The following is a 15,572-nucleotide window of genomic DNA, read 5'->3' as shown; positions in this document are numbered from 1 at the left end:
TGTCATATTAAGAAATATTATAGAAAGATTAGTTATCATAAATAGTGTAAAAAGAAATTATCTCACCAGTTTTTTTATTAAGATAAATAATTGTAACTATTCCTGGATTTCTAACATCTTCTATTAATAGAGAATACATGTAATTGTTAACGGTATCAATTATTTCAGGTTCTTCTATTTGATTGATATCATTTTTCTGGATAAAATCTAATGCTATCTTATTTAAAACTTCTTCGGATAGATTTTCCTTATCACTTGGTTCAGACATTTGTGAATGATGAGTATAATCACTTATATTACCATCCATTGCATTAATCAAAAAAGAAAATCTCTCATCTACTTCCGGTAACTCAAATTTTATAGAATATAATCCCAATTCTAGATTTATCAGATTTTCCTCACTGATATTCTTGTAATCTTTTAATATATCCTTATCTTCGTACATACATTCTATCTTTAATTCATTCAGATAAAGTTTTCTATCTAAGTTATTTTCTAAGAATTCCAAAGCATATACAAGTGCTTCATCTTTAGTCATTTTATCACTTTTTTCCTCTGTATCCAACTGAAGGCTAGATAGATCATATTCTTCTTCATATAGAGTATCTTTTTTAATTTTAGTACTAATTGTACAAGAACTAAGGAGTAAATTTACTATCAATAATATTATAAGGAGTATTAATTTTTTATGCATCCTGATTACCTCCTTGATCATTAGAGAAAATCAACACTATAGAAGTTCCTTTATTCAACTCACTCGTTACATCTATTTTGATATTATGAAATTCTGCAATCTTAGAACATAATGCAAGTCCTAATCCAGCTCCATTTTCCGAACGGGTTCTTGATTTATCAATCATGTAGAAGGGTTCAAAAATCTTATCAATATTTTCTTGGTCCATTCCAATACCATAATCTGTTATGGTAACCTGTTGATTAATACTATCAATTGATATTATTATTTTTGAATCTTCATAAGAAGCTCGTATTGCATTCTCTATAAGATTAATAAATAATACTTGCATCAAATCATGCTCCATATAACAATCAAAATCATCACCTGTCAATTTTATATTAATGGATTTTTCTAAGAATTTGGGTCTAAGAATCCCAATGGATTGACTGCAAATATCTTTTATTGCATATTTCCTAAATTCAAATGAATCTTTCTTTATCAATAATAGATCCATAAGTTTAAAAGATAACTGTTGCAACCTCTTCCCTTCGTTATGTATATATTCTAATCCTTCATAAAATACCTTCTCATCATATTTTGAACGCTGTAAAAAATCTGCGTAGCCTATTATTGATGTAAGCGGAGTCCTAAGTTCATGTGCTAAATTTTCAATAAAACGCTGTTTTTCATTATTCTGTTCTTGCAGTTTATCAATTTTATTGGATATCTCATCTGCCATATGATTAAAATTATCAGCCAATATACCTATCTCATCCCCAGAACGGACTGATACTCTTTCAGAATATTTGCCTTTTGTAATCTTTATTGTAGCTTGAGTCAACTTGGAAAGAGGCTTAGTCAAGAAATTACTAATAATAAACATCAAAAACATGAAGACAACTAAAAAACATAAATATAATTTTAATGTAAAATCGTATTGTTCAATACGTTCATCATAAATATTAGTCAAATCATAGATACATGAAAAATAATAGTTGTCATCACTGAATTTTAGGATACTAGAAATAAAGATATAACTTCTATCTCCAATATCCTTAATTATATATTGACGGGTATTAGGTTTTAGATTATTTAGATCTTCTCTAGAGATATTATCAATGAAATTTGTATTACTGAAAATAACTTCTTGTTTATCATTATAGAGTTCCAGATAAAAATTATCAGAATTATAATTACTAGCATATACATTAAATGAGGATACTAGGGTTTGAGTACTGGACAGAGTATCTCTAGAATATCTTTGTAGTTTTTCATAAGCTGGTATATCCATATTTATACCATTATATATGTTTTGATGCTCATTCAAACTATTGGTTACTTGATGTGTAAGTGTATTATTATGAAATGTTTCAATGATAATAAATACAGTAATCCAAAATATTAAGGAAAATAAGATTATCGAGAATAAATACATTTTAAACCAAATCTTCAAATGTTATTCCTCCAAGCGATACCCGATTTTGTAAACAGTCTTGATATTTTCCTGTAGGTCTAGTTTTCGGCGAAGTGCTCCAATATGCATATCTACAGTTCTTGTTCCACCCAAATAATCAAAATCCCAAACTAATTCTATTAGTTTTTCTCGGGAAAGTGCAATATTTTTGTTTTTGACTAGTATACATATCAATTCATATTCTTTTAGTGTCAAATCAATTATTTCATTATTTTTACGTACAATATGTTCAGATATATTTATTTCAATATCCTTGAATCTTAAGATATTATTTACTTTATTGAAACGTCTTAGAATAGTTTCTATTCTTGCTAATAATTCTATTGCTTCAAAAGGTTTAACTATATAATCTTCAGCCCCTAATTTTAGTCCCTCTACTCTATTAATAACATCTGATTTAGCAGTTAAAAATATCACTGGAATATCTAAATGTTCAATCTTTTGCATTAATGTAAAACCATCTATCTTAGGCAACATCACATCTAATAAAATCAAATCATAGGTATTTTCAAGTATAAGGGCAAGAGCTGTTTCTCCATCATAGGCTTGCTCAGTATAATACCCTGCTGATTGTAAATTAAGTTTAATTAGATTGGATATTGCTACTTCATCCTCAACAATTAGTATGTTCCTTTTCAAGATATAACCTCCCTGTAAATATGTGTCTTATTTTATATCACAAATAAATGAAGGTCAATAGAAAAGCTGTTAATTTACAACTTCTTTACAAGTAAACAAAACTTATTATATATCATGGGTTTATATTAATAACATAGAATTGTAGATATCACATATAAAGATGATTTGATGGATATTGTAGAAAAATAGACCTTTTCATAATCATCCAATAAAAATTCTAATTCTCTCATTAATTTTCTGTTTCAACAAATTTTTATTATTTTCACCAATAACAACTGAATCCTTATATAATTTTTTCACCTTTTCCCTTGAAATGCCTAGCTTCTTACTTAACACTCTATCCACTCTCAAATCAAGTGGATATTTACATATAATATCAAGAATGATTTTATTTTCCTCCATAAAATCATTTTTGATTAGATTTATATCTTCACCAATAATTTCATATTCAACATTTTTAAAATCAAGCTTGACCTTATTTTTATTATGGATAGCAATATCAAATGCATATTCTTTTGCTAGCTCCATATCGTTATTTAGAAATAAGTCATATTGCTGTGAATCTATCTCTGCGGGAGTAATTCTTTCATATATCCCCATATTCCAAGTAGATTTGCACTTTTCACATTGATATATAAGCCATATATCCAACTTATTCTTATTAGCATTCACTCGAAATTTCCCACTACTTCTATAAGTAGCATTGTTTCCACATTTAGGACAATTTCTTATTACATCTGGGATTGTTAAAGCAACTATTTCCCACTTTATATTTTTTAGATAGCTCATTTTGCTCCTCCTATTTATTTATCTCTAGGATTACGCAAAGGCTATTCCATAATATTTAGTTTATCATGCATAGCCTTTGCTAAGCACAAATAATAAGCTTTCTCATAAAAAATCCCTCCTTTAATAATAAATCACTTGGATATTATACTAATGTTTATATAAAACTACTACCTTATTTTCTTTTCAGAAATAAAAATAAGCCTGAATCATGTACTGAAACAGACTTATGTATCTTCTAATAATTATTCTTTTTTATACTTAAAATAATTCTTTGAATACTTTTTTGCGATAAATAAAATTCATCTGCAAGTTTTTTTACTGAATAACCATTTTTATATTTTTCATATATATTTATATTTCTAACAGCCAAATCCTTTTTAGTTGTTGTATTTTCTCCCCAAGATTTTCTATTATTTTCTTTCTTAGGTATATAAATATATTCACCATCAATATAATCTTGAATTATTTCTATCAAATCCTTTGGTAATAACTTTGTTGCCTTGATATAGCTCATTTTGCTCCTCCTAATAAAATTGTTTTTTAGGATTAAACAAAGGCTATTATTTACAAATCAGATTAAAAATGCAACAGCCTCTGCTATGCATTAATAACATATCTTCTCATATATAAACCTCCTACTAAAAAATTAAATTATTTCTCTCAATTAAATATTAACCAATTATTGAAAAATTTGCAAGATATTATTTATCAATTATCTCTTTTTTATACCAGTATCTCTTACAATCCATTATTGTTCTACAACTTCATTTTTACTGGCTTGTAATCCAAAACAAATTAGCATGATTATACATACTATCAATATCACAATAGGAATAGTAAATGACGATGTTCTATCATAAATAAAACCTATAAGTAATGGACCTGTTGCTGCTAGTAAGTATCCTGCTGATTGTGACATACCTGAGAGTTCTGCTGCTTTTCTTGCATTTGGAGCACGAAGTGAAATGAAAGTAATAGACAGACTTATACTTCCTCCCATTCCTAGACCAACAAATATTAGAGAAATTATTATTGATATTGTCGAATTAGACACTAATAACAAACTCATACCCACTAGATATATCAATGACGATATAGTTGTAATCATTTTTTGATCCTTAAATCTATCAGCAACAATAGGCATTAGAAGTGTTGCAGGTAATCCTACCATCTGAAATAACAGTGCCATCATACCTGAAAATTCTGGGCTCATTCCTTTTGATGTAATAATAGATGGTAACCATGCAACAAGACAATAAAATAATAAAGATTGGGTTCCCATAAATAATGTAACCCACCAAGCAAGAGGTGATTTCCATATTGATTTACCTTTTGTATCTTTTATCGTCTTCTGGTTATTCATAGAATCCTTTGAATTCTTAAGCTGTGGTAACCAGATAAAAACAGTAATCAAAGTTAAAATAGACCATATTGCTAAAGCATTTCTCCAGCCAAAATCTAAACCAATAGCTAATGGAACACTTAGCCCCGACCCCACTGCTGCAAAAATACACATACTTGTGGTATAAATACTTGTTATTATACCCACGTTCTTTGAAAATCTAAGTTTTATAATACTTGGTATCAAAACATTCCCTACTGCGATTCCAATACCTATAAGAGTAGTTCCTGCAAATAATCCAAAGGTATTAGTATAAGAACGAATAAGTTCACCTGCAATAATGAAAAACAATCCGCCGAGCATTGTTAGTCCATATCCGAACTTCGAACTTATTTTTGATACAAATGGTGAAACTACTGCAAAAGCAATAAGAGGGAGTGTGGTTATAAACCCTGCCATACCACTTGTTAGATTAAACTCAACCTTAATTAAATCAATAATAGAACCAACTGCTGTGATAGGTGCTCGTAAATTAAATGATATAAATATAATTGACAATATAATTAATATTTTTGCTGTTTTCTTCATGTATACCCTGCTTTCTACGTTATTAGATGTCTAAAATTCTGATTATAGTATTTTCTGCTTTTTCAACATTTTTTTCATTTATTGCATTAAAAAGTTCTGTGTGCAATTGATCAACCTTATCTCCTTCCATATTATTGGATTCGACTTTTTGCTGTATTGAATTACTAATAAATTTTGAAACATACTTGTACAGATCAAAAAAAATATCATTATGAGATGCTTTAGCTATTGCTATATGAAAAGCTAAATCCACGTCGGTATTTTCTTTGGCAGTTAATTTCACTTCATTTCTTTTTATTAAAGCTTCTTTGATATGTAGGATATCAGATTCTGTACGTCTTAGGCTTGCAAGTCTTACAATATCTTTTTCCAGACAAAGTCTAACTTCATACACTTCATTCATACCTGAATCACTTAATCTTTTTAATATATTAGCTTCAAAACGTCCTGATGCCAATATATAAGTACCGTCACCTTGACGGGCTTCTAATACACCTGCATGAATAAGAGACTGTACCGCTTCTCTTATGGTATTTCTACTCACTCCAAACTCCTTAGCCAATTCTGGCTCCGATGGAATTTTACTGCCTAATTCTAAACTACCATTCTTAATATTTTTTTCAATTTCATTAGCAATTTGTTTTGGTAATGACAATCTAACTGGTTTTTTTATATCCATATGTAAACCTCCAATCATTGGACAACTTATTATATAACTTTTAGACTTACCAGTCAACTAAAAATAAAGGGTATAGCAGACGATATATTTTTAATATCGCATACCATACCCTTTAACACTTTGTTAATCAACTCTGATTTCAAATACTATTTAATCTTAATATATATTTCCTTTATTTTTTCTTTTAGATATTTATTATCTCTATTATCACCGTTTTTCTTGGTTTCCATATAATTAGTAACTTCTACCACTAAATCAGCCACTTCGTAGTCTTTAATCATATTTTTGATATAGTCTTTGGAATTGGCTTTCAAGCTTATGTCATAATGATGTTTAATCATATCATTAAGCAGATTATATAGATCATTTTCTTTGTCAGTACTTTTCAATCTCTTGTATATATTATTTAGCTCTTTATCCTGTTTCTTAGTATAAGCTCTTATAATAAGCAATACCAAAACTAACACTATTAAAACAATAAGTACTATCAAAGCTATTAATAAATGACTCTTGCTGAATTTTAGGGTAACATAATCTTTATCATCTGCATTATAACTAACTTGAGTTATCTTAACTTTCTCAGTAGCAACATTTTTATTACTATCTATTTTATTACCTTGATTAGGTTGTTGGTTTTCAGGCATTTCACCATTTACTGTAATTGTTGTACCAGGAATTTCAGTTCTTTTGTAAGTCTCTGATACCGTATCAAAATAAGATAAATATATGGGCTCTATTTCAATATCCCCATTCTTTTCTGGAACCAATATTATCTCAAACTCTTTTTTAGCTTTATATTGATTGTTTTCAATGCTTTCTTCCATACCTTTTACCGTTTCATAAACTGAAAATCCAGGTAATTCATCTTTTATTATCTTATCTAGAATCTCCAAATTACAGTTTCCAGAAGCTGTAACATTGAGTGTCAATGAATCTCCATATTCTAATTGATTCTTATTATAATTAGCTTCTATCTTCAAGTCCCCAACCAGTCCAGAAAAATCATCAGGTTTATTATCCTCTGGTAAAGGTTTAATAGTTAACTCCTTTTCAGTTGTTCCTAAATATACTGGCTTAGATGAATTAAAAAAGTCTTCTGTAGCTATATTAGCTTGAAATTTATATGAAGGTATCGTTACCTTACCTGTTTTTATTGGTGATAAATACATTTTCTTTGCCTCGTATTTAACATATTTATTACCATCAACAATAACAAAATTTCCTTTAAGGTCATCATCAGAAACTTCATTTACAATGAAATCATCAAACCCTATTTGATCAACAAAACCATATTTTACAATGTTATAACGGGAATAAAGTTCATATGTCAAACCAATTTTCTGCCCAAAATAAATTTCATCATCGGATATTAATGTCTTTAAAAATAGATTTTTGATCTCCTCTTTATTGACATCATCATTTTTTTCCCTGACATTGACTTCTAATGTGTTTGTTTTACGTGTATCTCCCTTATAATTGATACTACCTTGAAGGGTGAATTTCCCTGCCTTTTTTGGCATCAATATATAATTAACATCAATCTGACTAGTTGCATCTCCATTAATAATTCTGGTAGATGTAGATTGATTTGTTGATAATACATCAAAATTGTCTAAACCATCTATAACTAGATCTTTACATCCATTAGCATTTATTATAGAAAAAACTAGATTAGTGCTAACTCCCTCTTCAAGATTAAGGCTATCAATATCAAGACGAAACTCTGCATCTTTCTTAGCCAAAACGCTTCCTTCTACAAATAATATAAGTGTGGTTATTAAACATAATATGAAGGAAATTCTAACTTTCATTCTTTTACCAGTCATATTTCTCCTCCTTACTATTGTTTTTTACTTGTTGATTATTTTTCAAACTAGTTTCTTCTTGTTTTTCCAACATCTGAAGCACCTGCATAATATCTTTATCCTTTTGACTAGCTTCTGAAGAATCTTCCATATTCATACTACTACCATCTTCTTTATCATCATTGGAATTTTCATCATTCTGCTCTTGGATATTTTTTTTATCTTCATCACCATTGCCTTCTTGGCTTTGGTCTTGTTTATTCTCTTGTTCCCCTTCTTTATTGTCGCTACCAGATTCACCATTCTGGTTGTCTTGATTATCCTCTTGATCTTGCTTATTGTCTTGATCTTGTTTATTTCCTTGATTATCTTTTTGCTGGCTTTTACTGTCTTGATTATTTTCATTCTTATCTTGTTGTTCTTCTTTATTATCTTGCTGATTTTCATTGTTTTCTTGATTTTCATTATTCTTATTTAATTCATCTATTTTATTTTTAACAAACTCATAATTATATTTCAACTCTACATTTTGAGGAAAATCAACTATTCCATCTTTATAAGTTTCCAAAGCTTCATTATAATACTGCATCTTTTGGTTCATATCATTACTACTATCAGCAAGCTTATAGCTACAATTACCTAGATTCAAATATTTGTCTACTAGATTAGAAGCTTTATCATAATTATTGATCGCCTGCTCATAATTGTTTAATTTATATGATGCTTGTCCAGAATTATAGTTGAGTACAATATTATCTGGATTTTTATCTAATGCCTTTTGATATACCTCTAGAGATTTATCGTAGTCTTCTGAAGCATATAATTTATTACCACTAACAATAGATTTTTTTACACCATTTTCAAAATCAATTACTCCTGTTAAAAAAAGCACCGACATAATTAATATTAATAATCCAGATACAAAAGAAATCTTTTTCACTGATTCTTCCTCCTTTCTGGAATAAAATACGCTAGTATAAATAATAATATTCCTGCACCTAAAAAGTATTGATATAACAATCTATATCTCTTCAACTTCTTAGTTTTCATTATATCTCTTTTTAGATAACGAATATCATTAACAAGCGAATTGGTTTCTTCACCTGTTAAAGATGATTGATAATATGAGCCATTGCCAGTATCAGCTAGGCGCTCCAATATATCCGAATTCAATTTTGACATTACAGGCTGCCCGTTCTGATCTTTTTTATAATCTACAACATTATTATTGATAGGATCATAAACAGGTATCAACCCACCTTTTTCTGTACCTATTCCGATAGTAAAAACTTTCAAGCTATCATATTTAATTTTTTTCAATACTTCTAAGCTGTTAGAGTCATGTTCTTCTCCGTCACTTAAAACTATTACAACTTTATCTGAACTGGAAGTCTGATCAAAAGATTTATCGGCTAGACTGATTGCAGTACCAACATTACTGCCCCCTCCTCCTATCATATCAGTATCAACTACCTTAAGAAACATCTTAGCCAAGTCATAATCATCGGTCAAAGGCATCTGAATAAAAGCTGATGATGAAAAAGGAATAAAGCCTATCCTATCTCCTTCAAGATTATCTATAATATCCTCAACTATCTTTCTAGCTCTGCTAATCCTATTAGGCTTGATATCTTCTGCTAACATGCTCTTAGAAGTATCAATCAGCACATAGATATCAAGTCCTTTACTGTTCACTTCAGTAAAACCTTTTAGAATCTCTGGTCCTAACAGGGAAAAAACTATTAGAGAAATTGCTACAATCATCATAACAATCTTGATATGTATGAATCTCATTTTAGTGTCAAACTTCAATAGATTCATTATCTTTTTCTTTTTATAATATCCTAGTATAAAAACGGTCAAACATGCTATAAGAATTATGATATATATTATATTAAAAGGATATCTAAATTCTAAACCATTCAATAAAATAACCCTCTTTCTAAATCTTAGTTACTGCATACATTATGGAATTTGAATATAAAAATAACGGTCAAGGAATATCCCTATCAATAACAATATAAGTGCAATCTTGATTAGATTAAAAGCAAGTTCTTTGTACTGTACAAAATCGTCCCTATCAAATTTCGTCTTCTCTAGTTCATTTATATCTGAAAATATCTGAGACATAGTTTCTGGATCTTTTGCTCTATAGTACTTCCCACCTGTTTTATCTGCAATTTCTTTTAATAATTCTTCGTCAATTCCACCCTCACCTCGCTGATAATGAGTCTGTCCAAAGAAATCTACTGCATATATAGTTTCGTCTGTCCCTACACCAATAGTATATATTTTAATACCTAATTCTTTTGCCAAATCAGTTGCCGTACTAGGGTTAATTGCTCCTGCGTTATTCTCACCATCAGTAACTAGTATCATCACCTTTGATAGTGAATCACTCTTCTTCAGTCTGTTAAGTCCAACAGAAATAGCCATTCCAATAGCTGTACCATCATCATTAACAGATTCTGTGGTTATTTCTTCTAATGATTGCTTAACAATGTTATGGTCAAGTGTCAGTGGTATTCTTGTATATGCAGTTCCAGCAAAAATTACTAGAGCTAATCTATCTGACGGTCTATCTTCTACAAAATCCTCTATGGTTTCCTTAGCTACCTCAAGACGATTAGGCTTAAAATCCACAGACTCCATTGAACCAGATACATCTAATACCATTGCAATATCTATCCCTTTTTCCTGTATGGTATTTGGCTGGTCAGTCATCTGAGGTCTTGAAAGTGCTATAACCAATAGTACCAAGCTTAAACATATTATGTATTTGCCAATTTTATGTTTATAAGTTTTTTTAAGCCCAGAACTTCTTAGAAGTTTAACACTAGAAAATTTTAATGTACTTTTATTTTTCATGATTATAAAAATATATATTATGAAAGGTATAAACAATAGGAAATACCAATTTGCTAATCGTATCATACTTCTACCTCTTTTGCTTGTTCAATTTTTTCAACTAGTTCTATCAATTTTTCTAATAATTCTTGTTTTTGTTCTATTGTAACGACAACTCCTGTAAATTTGTAGTAATCACTCATTTGAAGCCACGATCTAATATCAGGTATAAAAGGTTCTAAAACAGTTATGGAAGAAATCTCAGCTATTATTTCATTACAGGTCTTTCCTCTTATAGAACATGAGTACTTGGACTGTAGATAGTTCTTTAGTTCCAATGTCATCAGCACAAAACATTTACGGTCTTCTAATGAAATAGCATCTACCTCATTTTTAAACCGCCTAAATGCACTAACTGATATGCTCTTCCTTCTTTTTAATAATTTCCATAAGCTAATACTACCTGTTATCAAAAAAATAATTATCAATACATAAAATACATAGCTATATTTAAATGAGAATCCATAATTCTGGGTATTTGAATCTCCTTCATATATTCCATCTTTATCAATCTCATCCTTAGTTGATTTAACTTCTATTTCAATTTCCTTATTATCTAAGTGTATTGTTTGTTTACCAGTTTCAAAGGTACGCAAAGTAACTAAGTAACCTTTATCAATTTCTTTAATGACAACAATTTCAAAATCCTTGAACTTCTCTCTTATATCATCTTCATTATATAAGTCAGTTTCAACCTCAATATTAATTAGATCACCAACATATATATTTCTTTCTTCAGCTAATATAGTCATAGATGAAATAAGTAATAATAAAGATATTAAACTAAGTACTAATGTAATTTTCCTTTTAATCATCTATTACCCCTTCTTCTGAAAAATTGTTTTAACGGTTTATAATAATCTTCGTCAGTGTAGATGTTGATAATATTTTTTTTATACATTTTAAAGTTATTTTCTAACCTATATTCTTTCTTTAGATTATCTAGTGCCATTATTTCCCCTGTTTCCAAATCTTCAAAAGTAAAAATAGCTCCTGCTGGAATCAATTCTTCTGTTTTATCAATAACACGGACCATCACTAAATCATGACGTCCTGAAGTAATTTTCAGATCTTTATTGTACCCTTCGTCAAGAAAATCAGATATAACAAAAACCACACTTCTTTTTTTCTCGATTCTGTTAAAATATTGTAGTGCTCTCCCAAGATTGGTTCCCTTATTCTTAGGTTTGAAATCAAGAATATTTTCAATTATTGACAAAACATGCTTCCTTCCATTTTTTGAAGGAACGAATTTCTCCACTTCATCAGTAAATAAAATCATACCGACTCTATCATTATTTTTACTTGCTGATAAAGCTAATGTTGCACCAATACTCGCTATCAACTCTTTTTTATTACCGAAATCACTGGATTTTGACATATCAATTATTAGAAACATGTTCAATTCTCGCTCTTCACTAAATTGTTTTACATAAGCTTTATTATGACGGGCTGTAACATTCCAATCAATATTTCTCACATCATCTCCATGATAGTACTGTCTGATGTCGTCAAATTCCATTCCTTTACCTTTGAAGCCAGAACGATATTCACCTGAAAATATTTCTTCTACTATTTTATTGGACTTTATTTCAATTTGTCTTATCTTCTTAATCATTTCTTTAGATACCATTGTTTAACTCCTTATCTATGGTAAGTTAACTTTTTCCAAAATCCCAGCTATTATATCTTCAGAAGTAATATCATCAGCTTCAGCTTCATATGAAAGTAATATCCTATGTCTCAGAACATCATACGCCATAGATTTTATATCATCAGGTACTACATAGTCACGTCCTTCCAAGAATGCTCGTCCTTTTGCTGATTTAATAAGGTTGATACTAGCACGTGGAGATGCACCGCATGCTATATAATTAGATTTTTCTCTAGTTTTCAAAACAATATCAAGTACATAATTCTTCACATTATCATCTATATAAATACCGTTTATTTGTTCTCTTATATGCAATATGTCCCTACATGATAAAATCTTGCTAAGATTAGGTTCATAATAATTATCCATAGTAAAACGGTCGATAATTTCGCTTTCTTCTTTTCTATCAGGATATTTAACTTTCAACTTCATCATAAATCTATCCTGTTGTGCTTCTGGTAGTGGATAAGTACCTTGTTCTTCAAGTGGGTTCTGTGTAGCTATTACTAAAAAAGGTCTTTGAAGCTGGTAAGTCGTATCCCCTATGGTTACTTGTTTTTCCTGCATTGCTTCTAGTAAAGCAGATTGTACCTTAGCAGGAGCACGGTTAATCTCATCGGCGAGTATTAGATTACTGAAAATAGGTCCTTTCTTAATAATGAATTCCCCATTTTTTTGATTATATATTTCTGTACCAAGAATGTCAGCTGGTAATAAGTCAGGAGTAAATTGTATCCTTTTGTGATTAACACCACTCACTTCGGCTATCGTACTTGCTGTTAGGGACTTGGCTAAGCCTGGAACTCCTTCTAATAAGATATGTCCTCCTGTCATAAGTCCAATGAGTATTCTATCAACCATATAGTCTTGACCAACAATCACCTTATTTATTTCATCTCTTAGTGAATTTATTATCTGCTTAGTATCAGATAAACTTGTTATTTCCATTTCTTAATCCTCCTTAGTAATACGAATATGATATTTAATACAATACCAATAACTACTATTTTATATTTAAATTTTGAATTATATATGAATAAATTGTTAATTATAGCAAAATATTTGATTTTTTTGTTTTGCTGCCAATGATCCTTATAATGTCAGTGCTCTGTGTGAGCAATATCAGCATAAAAAAAACTGCTAAGATAGCCAGCTTAAAATTAATCGTTTAACAATTTAACTATGTACTTATAACAACTAATAAGATATTAAGTAAATTACCTTTTTCTTCTTGGTTCAGTAGTCATTTCTTCACTATATGATTGTAGATGATTGTCAATACTCCATATTCTTATATGACCAATTGCAGGCACTGATTCTTTATATTTGTTATAAGCAGCGATTATAGATAAATCACCTAAACCAGTCTTAGCCATTGCCATCTCAGGAAATTCCTCTGCAAAATACAATAAATCCTCTCTATTAATTTCTTCCTCGTAATACTCCCATGGTGCATTACCTTCAGCCATATCTTTAAGCATTCCTGCCATATTCGTACCCTTATCTCTTCTAATTCTTCCATCACTTATATGTGCAATATGATTACCAGTTTCAATTATAGTAGCTAAAGGTAAAATCAATGTATCAATTCCACTTTCTTTTAAACTTTCAAACTCCTCTAATACTATTTCTCTACAAGCATTCATATTAGGAATATCTAAGATATTAACTAGTACAGAGGTATCTATAAAATGTACATTCATAATATCTAATCCTCCATCCAAGTATAATGTTTTTTCCTTGTATTTTTATTGTTAGTTATTGCTTTATTGACTTCATCTTTTTCTAATAGCTCTCCTAATCTACCTTTTGCCATTAATGAAGGATATTTTTCAATATCTATTAAAGGAACAAATTCACTATTTCCAGAAGAAATATTTCTATAACATACAATAACGCCCTTTAGATTTTCCTTATCTACGGCATTTAACAAAGCTGTATTATGAGTAGTAATTAAAGTATCTATATTCCTTTCTTGAGAAACATTAGATATTATGTCTATAAGTTTTGATGCTCTACTTGGATGAATTCCATTATTAACTTCTTCAATAATAATCATAGATCTCTCGTCACCTTGTAATAGAGCAGCTACGATTGACAAAGCTCTCAACGTTCCATAACTCAATTTTTCTGATTCGATTTCAAATTTTTTGTTACCTACTTTTTCAATGACTTTGAACATTACATCACCAATTGACGTTCTATCAAAAGAAATATCTTCAAATTCATTTTCAGGTAGAGCTTTAATAATATCTATTATTTTTTCTTTCTTGTCTTTATCTTTACATAAATAATTCAAAACAGATGGCAAATTTGACCCATCCGGCTTCATATCTACATCATTTACTCTTGAATATACTTCCATATTAGCTGGTTCTGGGTCAAAAAATAGTATATTTCTTAATCTATTAATTACATGATTAATTTCAGAAATAATTTTCTTTTCTACTTCTCCATTTAAAGGTATTTTAGTTGATAACTGACTAAGTACAGAAGTTGTACCCATACATACTATTACAGAATCAGAATCATCGTTCCCATTGTCATACTCTGCTTTAATAGTACCTGAATAATTATTTATTCTTTTTGTTGTAAATATATTTTCCTTCTCATTACCAGAATTATAAGATATCCTGTCTAAACTTTCTTCTTTCACATAAATTTTGTTATCAATTTTAATTTTTATTCTATACTCTAGGTCAGTATCCTTATCATAACCAATAATACAACCTAAAACAAAATAATTAGTATCAAGTCTTGGACAAGCATCACTTCCGCCCCTAATCCAACCCTTAAAATTTTTTGTACCATCTAGAACATCAGATATATCTCTACCAGTAACGATTTCTGATAATATTTTAATTCCTTCTATTGCATTGGTTTTTCCACTTGCATTAGCACCCACCATGATTGTTAACTGTTCAATATCTAAGGTTGTCTTTTTAAAGCTTTTAAAATTCTCAAAAATAAAACTCCTAATCAAATAGATCACCTTCTTATAGAGATTCTTTCTCTTTTA

The 15,572-nt window shown here is 29.4% G+C and carries 16 protein-coding genes; all 16 read right to left on the bottom strand.

Annotated elements, in window-relative coordinates; genetic code table 11:
- Nucleotides 1-28 precede the first annotated feature (28 nt).
- On the bottom strand, nt 29-694 hold the full coding sequence (locus ACX6CF_RS01455) for a hypothetical protein (protein WP_458783515.1): 666 nt from the start codon (nt 692-694) through the stop codon (nt 29-31).
- Nucleotides 687-2,129 carry a HAMP domain-containing sensor histidine kinase gene (locus ACX6CF_RS01450; RefSeq protein ID WP_458783514.1) on the bottom strand — a complete coding sequence of 481 codons (1,443 nt, stop codon included), beginning with the start codon at nt 2,127-2,129 and terminating at the stop codon, nt 687-689. Before ACX6CF_RS01450 ends, ACX6CF_RS01455 begins: the two co-directional genes overlap by 8 nt.
- Before the next feature lie 3 nt (nt 2,130-2,132).
- Nucleotides 2,133-2,789 carry a response regulator transcription factor gene (locus ACX6CF_RS01445; RefSeq protein WP_458783513.1) on the bottom strand — a complete coding sequence of 219 codons (657 nt, stop codon included), beginning with the start codon at nt 2,787-2,789 and terminating at the stop codon, nt 2,133-2,135.
- 201 nt (nt 2,790-2,990) lie between these two features.
- Nucleotides 2,991-3,578 carry a DUF1062 domain-containing protein gene (locus ACX6CF_RS01440; protein WP_458783512.1) on the bottom strand — a complete coding sequence of 196 codons (588 nt, stop codon included), beginning with the start codon at nt 3,576-3,578 and terminating at the stop codon, nt 2,991-2,993.
- 235 nt (nt 3,579-3,813) lie between these two features.
- Entirely contained in the window at nt 3,814-4,092 is a 279-nt protein-coding gene (locus ACX6CF_RS01435; protein ID WP_458783511.1) for a CD3324 family protein, read from the bottom strand.
- A gap of 234 nt (nt 4,093-4,326) precedes the next feature.
- A complete protein-coding gene (locus tag ACX6CF_RS01430) occupies nt 4,327-5,508 on the bottom strand; it encodes a CynX/NimT family MFS transporter (RefSeq protein ID WP_458783510.1) in 1,182 nt (393 codons plus the stop codon).
- A gap of 22 nt (nt 5,509-5,530) precedes the next feature.
- The gene (locus tag ACX6CF_RS01425) at nt 5,531-6,205 is read right to left on the bottom strand and encodes a FadR/GntR family transcriptional regulator (protein WP_458783509.1); all 675 of its coding nucleotides are present in this window, start codon (nt 6,203-6,205) and stop codon (nt 5,531-5,533) included.
- Nucleotides 6,206-6,333: 128 nt separating this feature from the next.
- Complete coding sequence (locus ACX6CF_RS01420; protein WP_458783508.1) at nt 6,334-8,013, bottom strand: BatD family protein; 1,680 nt, start codon at nt 8,011-8,013, stop codon at nt 6,334-6,336.
- Entirely contained in the window at nt 8,003-8,932 is a 930-nt protein-coding gene (locus ACX6CF_RS01415; RefSeq protein WP_458783507.1) for a tetratricopeptide repeat protein, read from the bottom strand. The genes ACX6CF_RS01420 and ACX6CF_RS01415 overlap by 11 nt, the downstream gene beginning before the upstream one ends.
- Nucleotides 8,929-9,918 carry a VWA domain-containing protein gene (locus ACX6CF_RS01410; RefSeq protein WP_458783506.1) on the bottom strand — a complete coding sequence of 330 codons (990 nt, stop codon included), beginning with the start codon at nt 9,916-9,918 and terminating at the stop codon, nt 8,929-8,931. The genes ACX6CF_RS01415 and ACX6CF_RS01410 overlap by 4 nt, the downstream gene beginning before the upstream one ends.
- Nucleotides 9,919-9,957: 39 nt before the next feature.
- Nucleotides 9,958-10,926 (bottom strand): vWA domain-containing protein, encoded by a 969-nt coding sequence (locus ACX6CF_RS01405; RefSeq protein WP_458783505.1) that lies wholly within the window; start codon nt 10,924-10,926, stop codon nt 9,958-9,960.
- The gene (locus ACX6CF_RS01400; RefSeq protein ID WP_458783504.1) at nt 10,923-11,714 is read right to left on the bottom strand and encodes a hypothetical protein; all 792 of its coding nucleotides are present in this window, start codon (nt 11,712-11,714) and stop codon (nt 10,923-10,925) included. The genes ACX6CF_RS01405 and ACX6CF_RS01400 overlap by 4 nt, the downstream gene beginning before the upstream one ends.
- Entirely contained in the window at nt 11,711-12,532 is an 822-nt protein-coding gene (locus ACX6CF_RS01395; protein WP_458783503.1) for a DUF58 domain-containing protein, read from the bottom strand. The genes ACX6CF_RS01400 and ACX6CF_RS01395 overlap by 4 nt, the downstream gene beginning before the upstream one ends.
- A gap of 15 nt (nt 12,533-12,547) precedes the next feature.
- A complete protein-coding gene (locus tag ACX6CF_RS01390; RefSeq protein WP_458783502.1) occupies nt 12,548-13,501 on the bottom strand; it encodes an AAA family ATPase in 954 nt (317 codons plus the stop codon).
- A 269-nt stretch (nt 13,502-13,770) separates the two neighbouring features.
- Entirely contained in the window at nt 13,771-14,256 is a 486-nt protein-coding gene (locus ACX6CF_RS01385; protein WP_458783501.1) for a hypothetical protein, read from the bottom strand.
- Between the two features lie 5 nt (nt 14,257-14,261).
- Nucleotides 14,262-15,536, bottom strand: a complete 1,275-nt coding sequence (locus ACX6CF_RS01380) for an AAA family ATPase (protein WP_458783500.1) — start codon at nt 15,534-15,536, stop codon at nt 14,262-14,264.
- Nucleotides 15,537-15,572: the final 36 nt, after the last annotated feature.

The organism is Vallitalea sediminicola, from assembly GCF_054408565.1.
This window is presented reverse-complemented; position numbering and strand designations above follow the sequence as displayed.